Raw genomic sequence first — 16,363 nt, forward strand, 5'->3', positions numbered from 1 at the left:
GCAGGTAGACGGGGCGATGATCGCTAGCCTGGATGCGCCGAATCCCCCACCCCCTGCCCGAGGGAGCGTCATGACCACGGCCCGCGAGGCGCCGGACATCCTGTCCCCGGAATTCGCGATGGACCCCTACCAGGCTTATCGCGTCATGCTGGACACCTCACCACTGCTGTGGCACGAGCCCATGCAGAGTTACATCATCTCGCGGTACGAGGACGTCACCCGGGCGTTCCGGGAGCCGGTGTTCACCACCAGCAACTACGACTGGCAGCTGGAACCGGTGCACGGCAGGACGATGCTGCAGATGAGCGGGCGGGACCACGCCGTGCGGCGCGCGCTGGTGGCGCCGGCGTTCCGCGGCAACGTGCTGGAGAACACCTTCCTCCCGGTCATCGAGCGCAACGCCCGCGAGCTCATCGACACCTTCCGCGACCGCGGCGAGGTGGACCTGGTCAGCGAGTTCGCGACCCATTTCCCGATCAACGTGATCGTGGACATGCTGGGGCTGAACCGCGACGACCACGAGCGTTTCCAGCGGTGGTACACCTCGATCATCGCGTTCCTGGGGAACCTGAGCCAGGACCCCGACATCGCCGAGGCCGGGCTGCGCACCCGTACCGAGCTCGCCGAGTACATGATCCCGATCATCCGGGAGCGCCGGGAGAACCTCGGCGAGGACCTGCTGTCGACGCTGTGCGCGGCCGAGGTCGAGGGCACCACGATGAGCGACGAGGACATCAAGGCGTTCGTCAGCCTGCTGCTCGCGGCCGGCGGGGAGACCACTGACAAGGCAGTCGCCAGCCTGTTCCGGAACCTGCTCGACCACCCCGAGCAGCTGGCCGCGGTGCGCGAGGACCGAAGCCTCATCCCGCGCGCGTTCGCCGAGACCCTCCGGTACACACCCCCGGTTCACATGATCATGCGCCAGCCCGCGGAGGACGTGACGCTGTCCGGGGGGACCATCCCCGCCGGCAGCACGGTCACCTGCCTCATCGGCGCGGCCAACCGGGACCCGCGGCGCTTCGCCGAACCGGACAGGTTCGACATCTTCCGCGAGGACCTGCCGACGAACACGGCGTTCTCGGCCGCGGCGAACCACCTCGCCTTCGCGCTGGGCCGACACTTCTGCGTCGGCGCCCTGCTGGCCAAGACCGAGATCGAGGTGGCGGCCAACCAACTGCTCGACGCCATGCCCGACCTCGAGCTCGCCCCCGGTGCGGCGTCGGTCGAGAAGGGCGTGTTCACCCGCGGCCCAGCGTCGCTGCCGATCCGCTTCACACCCGTCCGGTAGTCCTCCTCGTCACCCGGGGGATCGGGCCGGTCCCGGTCCCCCGGCACGGCGACTCCGCTACACCGCGGTGAAACGCACTGGCAGTGAGGTCAGGCCGCGCATCCAGATCGAGGGGCGCCAGGTCAGCGACTCCGCCGGCACGGCCAGCATCAGGTCCGGCAACCGGTCCAGCAGTACCTCGATGCTGGTCCTGGCGATCACCTCGGCCAACTCCGGCGCCGGGTACGGGCAACCGTGCTCCCCGTGTCCGAAGGACATCTGTGCCCGGTTGCCGACCGCGCCCCCGGCGTCCTTGCGCACGTGCGGGTCGTTGTTCGCCGCGGCCAGGCCGAGTACGAGAAGGTCACCGGTGCGGATGCGCTGGCCGCCGAGCCGGGTGTCGCGGGTGGCGAAGCGGCCGATGAAGTTCTGGGTGGGCGTGTCCTGCCAGAGCACCTCGTTGAGCGCCTGCCCGACGCTGGCCCGGCCGCCGGACAACGTCGTGGCGAACCGGACGTCGGTCAGCATCAGCCGGATCGTGTTGCCGATCCAGTACGTGGTCGGCTGGTGCGCCGCGGCCATCACCACGAGCAGGTCGAGCACGATCTCGTCGTCGGTCAGGCCCGACGGGTGCTGGAGCAGTCGCGACGGCACGTCCGGGCCGGGTGCGACCCGCTTGTCCGCGACCAGCCGCGCCATCGCCTGCTGTACGCGCCCGTAGGCGTCCAGCGACTCCTGGCCAGAGGAGTCGATCGACAGGCCGAGGTCGCGCACCATGCCGGGCATGTCCGCGGTGGGCATCCCACACATGGCGACGGCGGCCCGCAGCGGGATCCGCTCGGCGTACTGCGCCATCAGGTCGGCCTCGCCGGTCCCGGCGAACTCGTCGATGAGCTGGTCGGCGATGCGCTCGCACTGGGTGCTCAGCTCGAACTGGTCCACGGCGTCGAGCGCGTCGCTGATCGCGCCGGCGCGGCGCCGGTGCTCGGTCCCCTCGGTGAACATCACCGACGGGTTGTGCACGACGTAGGCCGCCAGCGGCCAGTCCTGCGGCACCTGGCTCCAGGCGTTCCAGCGGCGGGTGTCCCTGGCGAACAGCTGCGAGTCGGTCGTGACCTGGTGCACCTCGCGGTAGCCGCAGACGAACCAGGCCGGCACCTCGCCCTCGAGCAGGACCGGCGCGACCGGACCGTGCTGCCGGCGGATCTCCGCGTACAGCGCACCGGGGTCCTTCTCGAACTGTGGACCGTAGAGCCGCACCGGGCCCGGCGGCAGGGTCGCCACGGGCTCGGTGACGGGGTCGGTCGTATGCCGCAGATCGGTCATCAGAGGGTCTCCCGTGCGGAGGTCAGGGCGTAGAGCCGGTTCACGAGGGTGATCAGCACCCGCTTGGCCGAGTTCCGGTCGCGCGCGTCGCAGTCGATCAGGGGGACGTCGTCGGCCAGCGACAACGCCTCCCGGACCGCCGCGAGGTCGCGCGTCGACCCCGGAAAGTTGTTGCGCGCCACGATGAACGGGGTTCCGTGGTGCTCGAGGCGGTCGATGGCGTACCAGGAGTCCTCGATCCGGCGGGTGTCGACGAGGACCACCGCACCGAGCGTGCCGGCGAACAGGCGGTCCCACAGGAACCAGAACCGCTCCTGGCCGGGGGCGCCGAACAGGTACAGCACCAGCTCCTCGTCCAGGCTGATCCGCCCGAAGTCGAAGGCGACGGTCGTCGTGTACTTGCCGGTCGCCCCGCTGTTGTCGTCGACCCCCGCCCCCGCCTGCGTCATGATCTCCTCTGTGGACAGAGGACGGATCTCGCTGACCGAGCGGACCAGCGTGGTCTTACCGACACCGAAGCCGCCGACGACGACGATCTTGAGGCCTTCGGTCGCCGTGCTGCGCAGCGGCACCCGGCTCTGCTGGTCAGAGATTGTGGAGTCCAACGAGCACCTTCCTCAGGAACGCGGCGTCGGGCAGCTGGGCGGCGCCTGCGCGGGTCGCGGACGGGTTGCGGGAGGAGATCTGGTTGGCGGCGAGCATGTCCGAGAGCAGGATCTTGACCACGCTCACGGGCAGGCCCAGCTCGGCCGAGATCTCGACGACAGCCGTCGGGGACCGGCAGATCTGCAGGATCCTGGCGTGCTCGGACTGCATCCCCGGCACCGGTTCGGCCTTGCTGACGATCAACGTGACCAGATCCAGGTCGTCGTTGTCCGCCCGGCTCCGACCGCGGGTGACGGTGTAGAGCCGGTCCGGGTCCTCGCCCTCGAGCTCCCGCCTGATCATGGGAGTCGGCCGCCAGGCACGGAGTGCCGGGGCGGGGCGGTGAGGAACTCGCCGATCTGCTCGACGAGCTCGTTCATGTTGTGCCCGATCAGCCCCACGTCGGCGTCCTCACCCGCGAGCACCGCGAGGTGGGCACCGGCGCCGGCCTCGACGATGAACAGGATGCCGCCGTGGAACTCGGTCATCGACTGCCGGACCCCGCCGGTCCCGTCGCCGAACTCCATCGACGCGCCCTGCGAAAGCGCCTGCACGCCCGCGGCGATCGCGGCCAACTGGTCGGCCTTGTCCATCGTCAGCCCGCTGGTGTGGCAGAGCTTGAGCCCGTCGCGGGACAGCACGAGCGCGTGCGTCGCGGCGGGCGTCTTGTCCAGCAGGTTCTCCAGCAGCCACTCGAGGTTCGGGCTCGTCGTGGTCATCGGGACTCATCCTCCAGTGGAGCGGACGGGCCGCTGTCGTCGTGGTGGCCCGTCCGGCCTCCCTGTCGGAAGGCGCTGAACCGGGCGCCGAAGTCGTTGCGGGGGCGCGGCGGGCTCGGCGGAGCGGACTCGGCCGGCCGCGTGCTGGTGGCGAGCGTGTGCCCGCGGGGCCGCTTGGGCAGTACCGGCCGCGGATCGCCGTCGAGCACCGCGGTGGCCGCGCCGCCGCCCTGGGCGGGTACGGCCGCCGAGGCGGCGATCTCGGCCTGCGCGACCGGGGGCGCCTCGACGATCGCGGGCTGCGGCGCGGTCGTGGTGGTGTCCCAGCGCGGGTGCACGATCAGCTGGTTCGGGATCCGCACGACGACACCGGTTCCGCCGCGCGAGGACGGCCGGAAGAACACGTGCAGCTGGTGCTTGCGGGCCAGGACGCCGACGACGGCGAGGCCGAGCCGGGTGCCGGAGAGCTTCGCGATGTCCAGCGCGGCGGAGGTGGACACCGCGGCCTCCGCGCGCTCCAGGGCCTGCGGCTTCATCCCCAGCCCGCCGTCCTCGATGGTCACCACGACGCCGGTGTGCAGTTCCTCGACGTAGACGTGCACCTCCTCCGACGGGGCGGAGAACCGGGTCGCGTTGTCCATCAGCTCGGCGAGCGCGTGCATGACGTCCTCGGCCGCGTAGCCGGCGATCGCGGCGGTGCTCGCCGAGTGCACCCGCACCCGCTGGTAGGCGCCGATCCGTCCCATCGCGCCGCGCAGGATGCTCTCCATCACGATCGGCTTGGTCCACCGACGGCCGGAGCGGGCGCCGGTCAGCACGGCGATGCTGTCCGCGAGACGGCCGGTCTGCGCCGTACTGTGGTCGAGCCTGAGCAGATCACCGAGGACCTCCTCGGAGTGCCGGCTCTCCATCTCCCGCAGGTCGGCGAGCATGCTCGTGGCCATCGCCTGCACCCGCCCGGCGGCGCTGGCGCACGCCGCCATGGCCGCGGCACGTCTGCGCTCGCCGGCGCTGATCTCCCGGGCGACCATGGCCAGGATCTGCCGGTGGACGGGGCTGACCTGGCGCGGGGCCTCGCTGATCACCGTGTCCGCCGAGGCCCCCTCGCGCAGCCGCCGCGCGGCGGCTGGCAGCAACTCCTCGGCCAGCACGGCGAACTCGGCCTCGAGCTTTCTCGCCTCGTCGCGGGCGCTTCGGGCCTGCCGCCCGCGGTGCGCGGCGACCGCCACGGCCACGCACAGCGCCAACGAGACGGTCCCGCCGAACACGGCGACGACCAGCCGGTCGCCGGCGGGCACCTGGAGGGACACCCACAGCGTCGCTCCACCGGTGAGCACCAACGCCGCGAGCAGGAATAACAACGCGTCGGCCGTCGGCCGTCGATCGGTGTGGGTGTGGTCGGGTCGAGGTGACATCGTGATACCGGTTCCTCACGTTCGGCTAGTTCGACAAGATATCGGACGGGGCACCGACCATGCCCGTCGTACCCGCCGAGATGACCCTTTCGTCCTCAATGGACTGAAAACGGGCATTTCCCCGCCGGTGTCCGAATTCCGCTCCGCCCCGAACCGGCTGTTCAGGCCAGCGGGATCGGTTCGGCCTGGACCGTCTGGAGGAACTCGGACGGTGGTACCGGACGTCCGAAGTGGTATCCCTGTGCCAGCGCGCAACCGGCGGAGGCGAGGAACCGCGCCTGTTCCACGGTCTCCACGCCCTCACCGACGACGGGTGTGCCGAGCACGGCGGCGAGGTCGAGCACACAGCGCACGATGCCGGCCGCGGCGGGTGCGCCGCCCAGCCGGCCGGTGAACGAGCGGTCGATCTTGATCAGGTCGAACGGGTGGCGCTGGAGGTAGCTCAGCGACGAGTAGCCGGTCCCGAAGTCGTCGAGCGCGACCCGCACCCCCAACGCCCGGATGCGCCGCAGCACCTCCAGCGCGGAGGGCCGGACGAGCGCGGACTCGGTGAGCTCCAGGGTGAGCCGCTCCGGCGCGAGACCGGTGTCCCGCAGCGCCGCGTCGACGGTGTCGACGAAGTCGGCCGTGTGCAGCTGTCGCGCCGAGACGTTGACGCTCATGCCGATCTCGATGCCGTCGCGGTGCCAGCGCACGGCCTGTCGGCAGGCAGCGCGCAGCGCCCAGGTGCCGAGCGGGACGATCAGGCCGGTCTCCTCGGCCAGCTCCACCAGCGGGGCCGGCGGTAGCAGCCCACGTTCCGGGTGCTGCCAGCGGATCAGCGCCTCCGCGCCGCTGACCGTCCCGGTCCGGAGGTCGACGATCGGCTGGAAGTACAGCACGAACTGCTCATCGACGAGCGCCTGCCGCAGTTCCGCCTCGTCCTGCTGGCGACGGAGCAGCGCGGTCCGCAGCTCGGCGTGGAAGAGCTGGAACCGGTTGCCACCGGCGCGCTTGGCCGTGTACATCGCGGTGTCGGCGTCGCGGAGCAGGACGTCGGCCGACTCCTCGGCATCACCGGAGGCGAGCGCGATACCGATACTGGCCGGGATCGCGAGCTCGGCGAGCACGCGTTCGGCCAGCTCTCCGGCCCGATCCTGGTCGCCGTCCTCGACCAGGACGGCGAACTCGTCACCGCCGAGGCGGCCCACGACGCCCGCCGACCCGACGGCGCTGCCGATCCGCCCGGCCGCCTGGACGAGGAACTGGTCGCCGACCGGGTGCCCGTGCGCGTCGTTGACCTCCTTGAAGTCGTCGAGGTCGATCAGCAGCAGGGCCGGGCGCCCCCGGTCCAGCGCGGCTCGCAGCAGGTCGGTGAAGTGCGCGCGGCTGGCCGCCCCGGTGAGCTCGTCCCGCTCGGCCCGCCTGCGCAGCCGGTCGGCCAGCTCCCGCTGCGCGCTGACGTCCACACACGCCAGCAGCACCGCCTCACTGCTCCGGCGGCCGGGCCGCGAATCGGCGGACGGTTCGGGGAGTTGGGCGGAGTGCACCGCGATCGTGCGGACGGACCCGTCGGTGCGCCGGTGGCTCCACTCGACCGGTTCACCCTCGCTCGCGGAGGCCAGGCACCGCGCGAGGCAGCCCCGCTCGCACCGGGCGAGGTCGCTGCCGTGTGCACAGCGCACCGACCGCGGACCGTCGCCGGTCCACTCGAACAGCTCGGCCGCGCGGTCGTTGAACATCGTCACCGTGTCCTCGCCAGCCTGGCCGGGATCCAGCACGACCAGGGCGACCGGCGTGGTGCGCAGGACGACGTCGAGTCGTTCGTTGGCGGCGGCGACCTCGCCGTAGGCCGTCCTCGCCGCACCGAGGGCGCGGACCGCGTCGGACAGCGCGAGGGTGCCGATCACCAGTCCCAGCAACGGGAACAGGGCCGGCGCGATCTGGTACGGGTCGGGGTTGACGCCGGCGAGCAGGACGTAGAGCGCGGCGAGCAGGTAGGCGGCGAGGGCGGGCATCGCTCGGACCAGGTAGGGCCCGAGCTCGCCGCGGACCGCGCGGCGGGCCGCCAGCCCGAACAGGAAACCGAGTGCTGGCTGGGGGTTCGGCAGCGCGAGGCAACCGAGGCCGATCACCGCGGTCTCCACGCCGACCAGCCACCAGGATCCGGGCGCCCGTCGGGAGATCCACCAGACGAGGACGACCAGGACCAGCACCGCGACCGCGACCCGCAGTGCGATCGGTGCCGCCCCGGCGAGCACGCTGGCCGCCAGGCCCACGGTGGTGAACCAGGCGAAGGCGTCGGTCAGCCACCGCGTCCGCCGCAGCCCCGTGTCCGCCACGTGTCTCCGATCCCCACCCACCGACCTCGACCTGCGGGAGGGTAATGCAGCTCACTCCGCGAGCACCAGCACGTCAGACGGGTCGACGCACCTCCGGCAGGGCCGGGTTGGTGGTCGCACCGGTACTCGCACTGCCCACCTGTGCCTCGTACTTCGCGAGCACGCCGGTGCGGAACGGGTTGGGCGCCGGGCTCCAGGCAGCGGCCCGGGCGGCGATCTCCTCCTGCGACAGGTCGACGTCGATGCGGCGGGCCGCCACGTCGATCGTGATCGTGTCACCGTCGCGCACGGCGGCGATCGGACCGCCCCGCGCGGCCTCCGGCGCGACGTGCCCGGCCATGAACCCCCTCGTAGCACCACTGAAGCGGCCGTCGGTGATCAGCGCGACCTCCGGTCCGAGCCCCGCGCCCTGCAGCGCACCGGTCACCGCGAGCATCTCGCGCATCCCCGGCCCGCCGGCCGGGCCCTCGCCGCGGATCACCAGCACGTCGCCCGGCCGGATGTCGCCGGCGAGCACGGTCGCCATCGCCGCCTCCTCGCCCTCGAACACGCGGGCCGGACCCCGGTGCCACTGCCGCTCGTGGCCGGAGAGCTTCACCACCGACCCGTCCGGCGCGAGGTTGCCCCGCAGGATCGCGAGCCCGCCGGTGGGCTTGAGCGGACGGTCCAGTGGCAGCACGACCTCCTGCCCCGGGGTCTCCGCGGCCGCGGCGGCGGCCTCGCCCAGGGTGGCACCGGTGACCGTCGGCACGTCGGGGTCGAGCAGTCCGCCCTCCAGCAGCCGCGCCACGAGCAGCGGCACGCCCCCGGCCGCGTACAGGTCGGTCGCGACGAACCGGCCACCCGGCTTCAGGTCGCAGACCAGCGGGGTCTTGCCGCTGATCTCGTCCACGTCGTCGAGGGTGACGTCGACGCCCATCTCGGCCGCCACGGCGAGCAGGTGCAGCACCGCGTTGGTCGACCCGCCGGACGCGGCGACCGCCACGAGCGCGTTGCGGATGGAGGCCCGGGTGATCACGTCGTGCGGCCTGAGGTCCTCGGCGAGCACCCGCATCCCGAGCCGGCCGGCCTGCTCGGCCACGCCGCTCTTGGCCTCGTCCTGCGCCGGGACCATGGCCGAGCCCAGCGGGCTGATCCCCATCACCTCGAACACCATCGCCATCGTGTTCGCGGTGAACTGCCCGCCGCAGGCGCCGAGACCCGGCGAGGCGAGGCCTTCCAGCTCGGCCAGCTCGGCGTCGGTGATCCGCCCGGCGGAGTGGGCGCCGATGGCCTCGAACACGTCCTGGATGGTGACGTCCTGACCGCGCCAGCAGCCGGGGCGGATGGAGCCGCTGTAGAGCAGGACGCTCGGCAGGTCGAGCCGGGCCATCGCCATGACCACGGCGGGAATCGTCTTGTCGCAGCCGGCGACCCCGACCAGCGCGTCGAAGCGGTGCCCGCGCGCCACCAGCTCGATCGAGTCGGCGATCACCTCGCGCGAGACCAGCGAGGTACGCATGCCGTCGGTGCCCATCGTGATCCCGTCGGAGATCGCGATCGTGTTGATCTCCATGGGGGTTCCGCCTGCCGCGCGCACTCCGTCCTTTATGGACTGGGCGAGGGTGCGGTGGGTGAAGTTGCACGGCATGGTCTCGGTCCAGCAGTGGGCGACGCCGACGAACGGGCGGGCGAGGGCCTGTTCGTCGTACCCCATCCCCCGCAGGTAGGCCCGGGCCGCCGCGCGGGCCGGACCCTCCACAAGAGACCGTGACTGGTGCCTGAGGTCCATGGCGTCTCCTCACCCCGGTGCGGTGCACGGTGGTTCCACCGTAGCGCGACCGGGGCCGCGCCGCGTCCCGTCAACCGAGGGCCACCCGCAGCACCGCGGTCACCACCACGCCGGCGAGAACCGCCACGAGCACCGGAGCTCGGCACGCCCGCGCCGCCACAACGCCACCCAGGCCGACGACCAGCGTCCAGTCCAGGCCGCGCCACCCCGGGCCGGCCACGTTCACCACGACGAGCCCGGCGAGCAGTACCGGCGCGAGCAGCGCGACGACCCCGCGAGCCCGCCCGGACAGCTCCCGGTCGCCGAGCACGGCCGGGCCCACCGCCTTCATCGCGAAGCTCAGCAGTGCGACGCATCCGATCGCGAGCCAGATGGTCACCGGTCCTCCCGCGGGGTCGCCAGCCCGAGCAGCGCGGCGGCGCTGGATCCCAACAGCGCCACCCCCGCCGGCAGCAGCAGGACCAGCCCGCCCGCGACCGTGGCGCCGAGCCCGGCGGCGGCCCGGGCCCGGCCGGAGGAGCGCAGCTCGTCGAGCAGGAGCACCAGGAAGAACGCGGGGAACACGACGTCCAGACCGAGGTCGTGCACCAGTCCCTCCGGCGGCGCGAGCACCACGCCGAGGGCGGTGCCGGCCACCCAGGCCGGCCACTGCACGGCGGTGGCGCCGAACAGCAGGTGCCGGTCGAAGCGTCCGCCGCCCCGGTGGGCCGCCACCCAGGAGCCGTCCACCACCGCCTGCCCCTCCAGCGCCCGCCGGAGCCGACCGCCCCGCAGGTCACCGGAGACGGCGATCCCCATCGGGACGAACCGCCCGTTGATCAGGCCGGCCGCCGCGATCGCCGCGGCCACGCCGCCACCCCCGGACATCACCGTGACCAGGGCGAACTGGGCGGAGCCGGAGAACACGACAAGCGAGCACACGATCGGCGCGACGACGCCCCACCCGGCGGACCTGGCGAGCGCCCCGAACGTGACCGCCAGCACGAACGAGGCGAGGGCGAGCCCCAGCCCCACCCGCACGCCCGTGACGAAGCTTCGGTCCATGCCCGGCAACCTAACAGGTGCACCAGGCTTACAGGCATTAGAACAGCGCTGGCTACGCTCCCGGTATGGACGACGGGGCGCTCGTCGGGGGGCACGTGGCGCTGGACTTCGCGAACACCACAGCCTGGCGACTGGACGTGCGGCGGGCGGCGGACCGGGTAGCCACCCCGGCGGCGCTGCTGGACTTCGCCGCCACGACCGGCCTGGTCGAGCCGCTGCCGGAGGACCGACCGGCCCCCGACGACGAACAGGCCATGCGGGCGGTACGGCGCCTGCGGGCGGCCCTGCAACATCTGCTGGACGCCGCCGTCGACGACACCCCGGCGTCGCCCGCGGACCTGGAGGCCGTGCGGCGTGCCTACCTCGACGCCTGGCGCCGGGCCGAGCTCACCGCGCTACCGCTGCACCCGGAGGTCCGGGTCACCGGCACGGCCGACCTGGTCCACCCGCTCGCACTGGCCGTGGTCGACCTGCTCTCCGGGCCGCTGGACCGGCTGCGCCGCTGCGCGGGCCCCGGCTGTGGCTGGTTCTTCCTCGACCGCAGCCGGAACCTGAGCCGGCGTTGGTGCCGCAGCGAGGACTGCGGCAACCGCGCCCGGGCGAGGCGGCACTACGCCCGGACGACCACGGACCGGTAGGCGAGAGCTCAGTACCGCTTGGGCATCAGGGCCCACAACACGATGTAGGCCACGAACTGGGGGCCGGGCAGCAGGCAGGACAGCACGAACAGCAGCCGTACCTTGCTGGTCTTCCAGCCGTAGCGGGCAGCGAGCCCGGCGCACACGCCCGCGATCATCTTCTGGCTCTGGGGTCTGGTCAATGTGGTCATAACTCCACCGTCCCCGTACTCGACACCCTCGGCATCGTTGACATCCCTGAGTTACCCCTGAGCCCGGTGCGATAACCCTCCGGGTTCGTTCCAAGCCGTTCGGGACGCCACCCCCGCGGTTCACTCTTTCCGGGCTTTCTGTGGAGGGACCTGCCACCACTGTGCTCACATGGGACGTACCGCCGGGGAACGGAGGCTGGGCAGGGCGTCCGGCGGACGGGAGTGCGAGGACGTGGTGGCAGGCCAGCGGCGATGGGGATGGACGGTCGGACGGCTGCTCGCCACCGGCTACCTGCTCGCCATCGCCGGCCTGCTGACCGTCGGGATCAGCTCCTACCTGCGGATCGGCGCGCTGCTCGCCGACCGCCGCCCGGTCGACCACACCTACGACGTCCTCACCGAGCTCTCCCTGCTCCGCAACCAGGTCCTGGAGGCAGTCCGCGGCGAGTTCGGCTTCCTGCTGACCGGGGACGAGGCATTGCTGGCCCCCTACCAGAACGCGGCCGTGACCATGGAGTCCTCCATCGCGTCGCTGCGCCGGCTGACCGCGGACGACCAGTCGCAACAGATCCGGATCAGCGGTCTGCACGCCCTGCTCGACGAGTACCTCGCCGACCTGTCCGACGCGGTGGACCAGCGGCGGCGCGAGGGCATGGCCGCCGTCCCCGAGGTGCTCGCGGCGACCGACGCCGACGAGGACACCGCCCGCCTCGAGCGACTGTTCGACGAGATCCGACAGCACGAGCGCGAACTGCTGGCGCAGCGTCAGGCCACGAGCGAGCGCAACGCGAACGTGACCCGCGCGCTGGTCCTGTGGACGACATTCGGCGTCGCGGCCCTGGCTGGGCTCGGCGCCTGGTGGTTCACCCGCAAGGTGACCAGACCGGTGGTCAGGGTGACCCAGGCGGCTCGGCGGGTGGCCGCCGGCGACCGGGACGCCCGGGCCGAGATCGCCGGCCCCGTGGAGCTGCGCGAAATGGCCCTCGCCGTCAACGCGGCGACCGAGGCGATGGTCGAGGCGCGGGACCAGGCGGTCACCGCGGCCCGCACCAAGACGGCCTTCCTCGCGACGATGAGCCATGAGATCCGGACCCCGCTCAACGCCGTGATCGGGGTGACCGGTCTGCTGATGGACACCCGGCTCGACGAGGAGCAGCGCTCGCTGGTCACCACCGCCCGCGACAGCGGCGACGCACTGCTGGAGATCATCAACGAGATCCTCGACTACTCGAAGATCGAGGCCGGCGAGCTCCGCCTGGAGGACTCCTCCTTCGACGTCATCGAGTGCCTGGACAGCGCGCTGGCCCTGGTCGCGTTGCAGGCCGCGGCCAAGGGACTCGAGCTGGTCGGGCTCGTCGAACCGTCCTGCCCGCACGTCGTGCGCGGCGACGCCACCCGCTTCCGCCAGATCCTCGCCAACCTGCTCAGCAACGCCGTCAAGTTCACCGAGACCGGCGAGATCGTCGTGACCGTCGACGCCCAACCGCTGCCCGGCCCCGAGGACGAGGAAGGGCAACGGGAGCTGCTGCTCCAGGCCACGGTCCGGGACACCGGCATCGGCATCCCCGAGGAGAACATGGAGGACGTCTTCCGCTCGTTCAGCCAGGTCGACGCGTCCACCACCCGGGTGTACGGCGGGACCGGCCTCGGCCTCGCGATCAGCCGCCAGCTCGCCAGGGCGATGGGCGGCGACATCACCGTGGCCAGCACGCCCGGGATCGGCTCGACGTTCACGGTCACCGCACGCGTGCGGACCTGCCCCACCGTGCAGCACCGCGCGACCAGCGATGTGCTTGCCGGCCGCACGGCGCTGGTCGTGGACGACAACGACACCAACCGCAAGGTGTTGCGCACCCAGCTGACCAGCTGGGGCATGCACTGCGTGGACGCGGGGTCGGCCCAGCAGGCGCTCGCCCTGCTCGATGCCGGGACCCACATCGACGTCGGGATCCTCGACATGCACATGCCCGAGGTCGACGGGGTGCGCCTGGGTGCCGAGCTGCGTGCCCGGCCGGACACCGCGGCCCTGCCGATGATCCTGCTCAGCAGCATCAGCCAACGCTCCGACCAGTACGGCCGCATCTTCGACGCGAGCCTCACCAAGCCCACAAGGGTGTCGACGCTGCGCGCGACGCTGAGCAGGGTGATGTCACGGGGCGACGGGACCCGCGCGGGCCCGCCCCAGCCGGCCGCACCTGGGAGCCCGCCGGAACCCGACGGCCAGCTCCACGTGCTGCTGGCCGAGGACAACCCGGTGAACCAGAAGGTCGCCCAGCTCATGCTGACCAAGCTCGGTCACCGGGTGGACGTCGTCGGCAACGGGATCGAGGCCGTGCGCGCGGCGCGGAAGACCGCCTACGACGTGGTGCTGATGGACGTGCACATGCCCGAGCTCGACGGCCTGGCCGCGACCCGGCTCATCCGAAGCCAGGTTCCCGAGGACCGTCAGCCGCACATCATCGCGATGACCGCGAGCGTGCTGGTCGAGGACCGGACCGCGTGCAGCGCGGCCGGGATGGACGACTACCTCGCCAAGCCGGTCCGTCCGTCCGACCTCGCCGCGGCGCTCGCGCCCATGCTCCCCGTGCGGCTCGAGTCCGGCGGCGGCCCGTCGAACGGGAGCGCACACGACCTGGAGTCGTCGATCCGGGCCCGCCTCGACGACCTCACCGGGCCCCACCCCTCCCCGGAGGAGAGGGCGCTGGCCAGCGAGCTGATCGGCACGTTCATGTCGAGGACGCCCGGGACCATCGACCTGATCGCGCAGGCGGCATGCCGGGGCGACGCGGCGGCGGTGGCCATGCACGCCCACGCGCTCAAGGGCTCGGCGGCCAACATCGGCGCCGACGCACTGTCCGCGCTCGCCGGCGAGGTGGAGGTCGAGGCTCGTGGCGAGCGACTGCCCGAGCCGTCCCTGGCCCGGATGCGCGAGGAGTTCGAGCTGGTCCGCCCGGTCCTGTCAATGTTGAGGACCGAGCTCGACTCGACACCTACCGGCTGATCCGGGCCGGGACGGCCGTCACACCATCACCGGCGGAGGGTCACTGGGACACCATCATGACCACGGCCGGCCGGGCGCCCATGCTGTCGTCGTCGTCGCCGTCATCGTCGTCGCCCTCGTCGTTGCAGGCCGCGAGCAGCGGCAGCAGCGCGAACGCGGCGAGCGTGGCGAGCAGGCGGGGCGAGCGGCGGCTGGGATCGAGCGCCATGGTCGTCTTCCTTCCCGTGGGCGACATGTCGGACTGGTCCTACACGTACCCGTTCGGGGGTCCCGGTGAACATCGATCGGGAGCCGAGCAACGGAACCGCTCGAGATTCCTCCGCCGAGCATGTCGATCCACGGCCTCGCGGTCCGACGTCATGGTGACGGTGTCGATCACGAAGAGGACTGGCGATGAACACGCGAACCGAGAGCGGGGCGGCGGCCGGCCGCCGGGAGTGGGTCGGCCTGGCGGTGCTGGCGCTGCCCACCCTGCTGTTGTCCCTGGACATGAGCGTGCTGCACCTCGCGGTGCCACACCTGGCCGCCGACCTGCGGCCGACCAGCACCGAGCTGCTGTGGATCATCGACAGCTACGGGTTCATGGTGGCGGGCTTCCTGGTCACGATGGGAACGCTCGGTGACCGGATCGGACGCCGGAAGCTGCTGATGTTCGGCGGCGCCGCGTTCGGCCTGGCGTCGGTGGCCGCCGCGTTCGCGCCGACCCCGGCCGTGCTGATCGCCGCGCGGGCGGTGCTCGGGGTCGCCGGAGCGACGCTGATGCCCTCCACGCTCGCGTTGATCAGCAACATGTTCCGCGACCCGAGGCAGCGGGGCACGGCGATCGCGGTCTGGATGAGCTGCTTCATGGGCGGCATGGTGCTCGGCCCGCTGGCCGGCGGCCTGATCCTGTCGGTCGCATGGTGGGGCGCGGTGTTCCTGCTCGCGGTCCCGGTGATGGTGCTGCTGCTCGCCGTCGCACCCCGGCTGCTGCCGGAGTACCGCGACGAGCGGACCGGACGGCTCGACCTGGCCAGCGTCGCGCTGTCCCTGGGCACCATCCTGCCGATCGTCTTCGCGCTCAAGGAGATGGCCAAGGAGGGACCGGACGCGCGTACGGTGCTCGCGCTGGTGGCCGGGCTCGCCGTCGGTGCGGTGTTCGCCCGGCGCCAGCGGACCCTCGCCGACCCGATGCTGGACCTGAGCCTGTTCCGCAACCGGGCCTTCGCGGCCGCGGTGAGCATCATGCTGGTCGGCGCACTGACCATGGGTGGGATCTTCCTGCTGGTCAGCCAGTACCTGCAGCTGGTCGAGGGGCTCACGCCGTCCCAGGCCGGGGTCGCCCTGGTGCCGCAGGCGCTGGCCGTCGTCGTCGGCTCGCTCATCGCACCGCGCCTGGCCCGCCGGTTCCGCCCGGAGTTCGTGCTCGGCTTCGGCATGCTGGTCGCCGCCGCGGGAATCCTGCTGTTCACCCGGCTCGAGAGCGGTGACGGGGTCGTTCTGGTCGTGCTCGGCATGTCGGTCGCCGCCTTCGGGATGGGGCCGCAGGGCGTGCTGTGCACCGAGATGGTGGTCGGCTCGGTCCCACCGCGCCGGGCCGGGGCGGCCTCGGCGATGTCGGAGACCAGCGGCGAGTTCGGCATCGCCATGGGCATCGCGGTGTTCGGCAGCATCGGCACCGCGGTCTACCGGAGCGAGGTGAGCCTTCCCGGCTCGCTGCCCCCGGACGCCGCGGCCCAGGCCCGGGACGGCCTGGCCGGCGCCGCCGACGTGGCCGAGGGGCTCGACGGCCGCCTCGCCGGGGACCTGCTCGCCTCGGCGCGGGACGCCTTCACCAGCGGCCTGCACACGGCCGCCACCGTCGGCGCGATCGTCGTGGTGACCTTCGCGGTGATCGGCATGGTCGCGCTCCGCGGCCGCCACCACGGCGGTCCCGCCCAGACCACCCCGGCGGGGGAGCCGGAGTCGGCGCGCCCCGCCGAGGCCGGCGTCTCACCGGTCCCGTCGGAGTAGCCACGGGTCCGGCACCTGCGGGTTTGCGCGTTT

15 protein-coding genes are annotated in these 16,363 nt (G+C 72.3%); 4 read left to right on the forward strand and 11 right to left on the reverse strand.

Features of this window, described 5'->3' with window-relative positions; translation table 11 throughout:
• The first annotated feature begins 70 nt into the window (after positions 1 to 70).
• Positions 71 to 1,288: a cytochrome P450 gene (locus BU204_RS24875; RefSeq protein WP_075128166.1), complete on the forward strand. Its 1,218-nt coding sequence runs from the start codon at positions 71 to 73 to the stop codon at positions 1,286 to 1,288.
• Positions 1,289 to 1,345: 57 nt separating this feature from the next.
• Here BU204_RS24875 and BU204_RS24880 read toward each other — a convergent pair whose 3' ends face one another.
• From BU204_RS24880 to BU204_RS24920, 9 genes are all read right to left on the reverse strand, one after another.
• On the reverse strand, positions 1,346 to 2,593 hold the full coding sequence (locus BU204_RS24880) for a cytochrome P450 (RefSeq protein ID WP_233160578.1): 1,248 nt from the start codon (positions 2,591 to 2,593) through the stop codon (positions 1,346 to 1,348).
• Positions 2,593 to 3,198, reverse strand: a complete 606-nt coding sequence (locus BU204_RS24885) for a GTP-binding protein (RefSeq protein WP_075128167.1) — start codon at positions 3,196 to 3,198, stop codon at positions 2,593 to 2,595. Before BU204_RS24885 ends, BU204_RS24880 begins: the two co-directional genes overlap by 1 nt.
• Positions 3,179 to 3,541 (reverse strand): DUF742 domain-containing protein, encoded by a 363-nt coding sequence (locus BU204_RS24890; RefSeq protein ID WP_075128168.1) that lies wholly within the window; start codon positions 3,539 to 3,541, stop codon positions 3,179 to 3,181. The genes BU204_RS24885 and BU204_RS24890 overlap by 20 nt, the downstream gene beginning before the upstream one ends.
• Positions 3,538 to 3,957: a roadblock/LC7 domain-containing protein gene (locus BU204_RS24895; protein WP_075128169.1), complete on the reverse strand. Its 420-nt coding sequence runs from the start codon at positions 3,955 to 3,957 to the stop codon at positions 3,538 to 3,540. Before BU204_RS24895 ends, BU204_RS24890 begins: the two co-directional genes overlap by 4 nt.
• Positions 3,954 to 5,372 (reverse strand): sensor histidine kinase, encoded by a 1,419-nt coding sequence (locus BU204_RS24900; protein WP_083661606.1) that lies wholly within the window; start codon positions 5,370 to 5,372, stop codon positions 3,954 to 3,956. The genes BU204_RS24895 and BU204_RS24900 overlap by 4 nt, the downstream gene beginning before the upstream one ends.
• 161 nt (positions 5,373 to 5,533) lie before the next feature.
• Positions 5,534 to 7,693 carry a putative bifunctional diguanylate cyclase/phosphodiesterase gene (locus BU204_RS24905; protein WP_075128170.1) on the reverse strand — a complete coding sequence of 720 codons (2,160 nt, stop codon included), beginning with the start codon at positions 7,691 to 7,693 and terminating at the stop codon, positions 5,534 to 5,536.
• Between the two features lie 73 nt (positions 7,694 to 7,766).
• The gene (gene ilvD / locus BU204_RS24910; RefSeq protein WP_075128171.1) at positions 7,767 to 9,464 is read right to left on the reverse strand and encodes a dihydroxy-acid dehydratase; all 1,698 of its coding nucleotides are present in this window, start codon (positions 9,462 to 9,464) and stop codon (positions 7,767 to 7,769) included.
• A 70-nt stretch (positions 9,465 to 9,534) separates the two neighbouring features.
• Entirely contained in the window at positions 9,535 to 9,843 is a 309-nt protein-coding gene (locus tag BU204_RS24915; protein WP_075128172.1) for an AzlD domain-containing protein, read from the reverse strand.
• Entirely contained in the window at positions 9,840 to 10,508 is a 669-nt protein-coding gene (locus BU204_RS24920) for an AzlC family ABC transporter permease (RefSeq protein WP_075128173.1), read from the reverse strand. Before BU204_RS24920 ends, BU204_RS24915 begins: the two co-directional genes overlap by 4 nt.
• 65 nt (positions 10,509 to 10,573) lie before the next feature.
• Here BU204_RS24920 and BU204_RS24925 point away from each other — a divergent pair, with 65 nt between their 5' ends.
• Positions 10,574 to 11,146: a CGNR zinc finger domain-containing protein gene (locus BU204_RS24925; RefSeq protein ID WP_075128174.1), complete on the forward strand. Its 573-nt coding sequence runs from the start codon at positions 10,574 to 10,576 to the stop codon at positions 11,144 to 11,146.
• 8 nt (positions 11,147 to 11,154) lie between these two features.
• Here BU204_RS24925 and BU204_RS24930 read toward each other — a convergent pair whose 3' ends face one another.
• Positions 11,155 to 11,337, reverse strand: coding sequence for a PspC domain-containing protein (locus tag BU204_RS24930; protein ID WP_075128175.1), 183 nt, complete (start codon positions 11,335 to 11,337; stop codon positions 11,155 to 11,157).
• A gap of 169 nt (positions 11,338 to 11,506) precedes the next feature.
• Between BU204_RS24930 and BU204_RS24935 the strand changes: the two genes are divergently transcribed.
• Positions 11,507 to 14,338: a response regulator gene (locus BU204_RS24935; RefSeq protein ID WP_075128176.1), complete on the forward strand. Its 2,832-nt coding sequence runs from the start codon at positions 11,507 to 11,509 to the stop codon at positions 14,336 to 14,338.
• A 40-nt stretch (positions 14,339 to 14,378) separates the two neighbouring features.
• Here BU204_RS24935 and BU204_RS40220 read toward each other — a convergent pair whose 3' ends face one another.
• Positions 14,379 to 14,546, reverse strand: coding sequence for a hypothetical protein (locus BU204_RS40220; RefSeq protein ID WP_158073506.1), 168 nt, complete (start codon positions 14,544 to 14,546; stop codon positions 14,379 to 14,381).
• A 185-nt stretch (positions 14,547 to 14,731) separates the two neighbouring features.
• Here BU204_RS40220 and BU204_RS24940 point away from each other — a divergent pair, with 185 nt between their 5' ends.
• Positions 14,732 to 16,330, forward strand: coding sequence for an MFS transporter (locus BU204_RS24940; RefSeq protein ID WP_075128177.1), 1,599 nt, complete (start codon positions 14,732 to 14,734; stop codon positions 16,328 to 16,330).
• Positions 16,331 to 16,363: the final 33 nt, after the last annotated feature.

The organism is Actinophytocola xanthii (assembly GCF_001921205.1).
Lineage (GTDB): Bacteria > Actinomycetota > Actinomycetes > Mycobacteriales > Pseudonocardiaceae > Actinophytocola > Actinophytocola xanthii.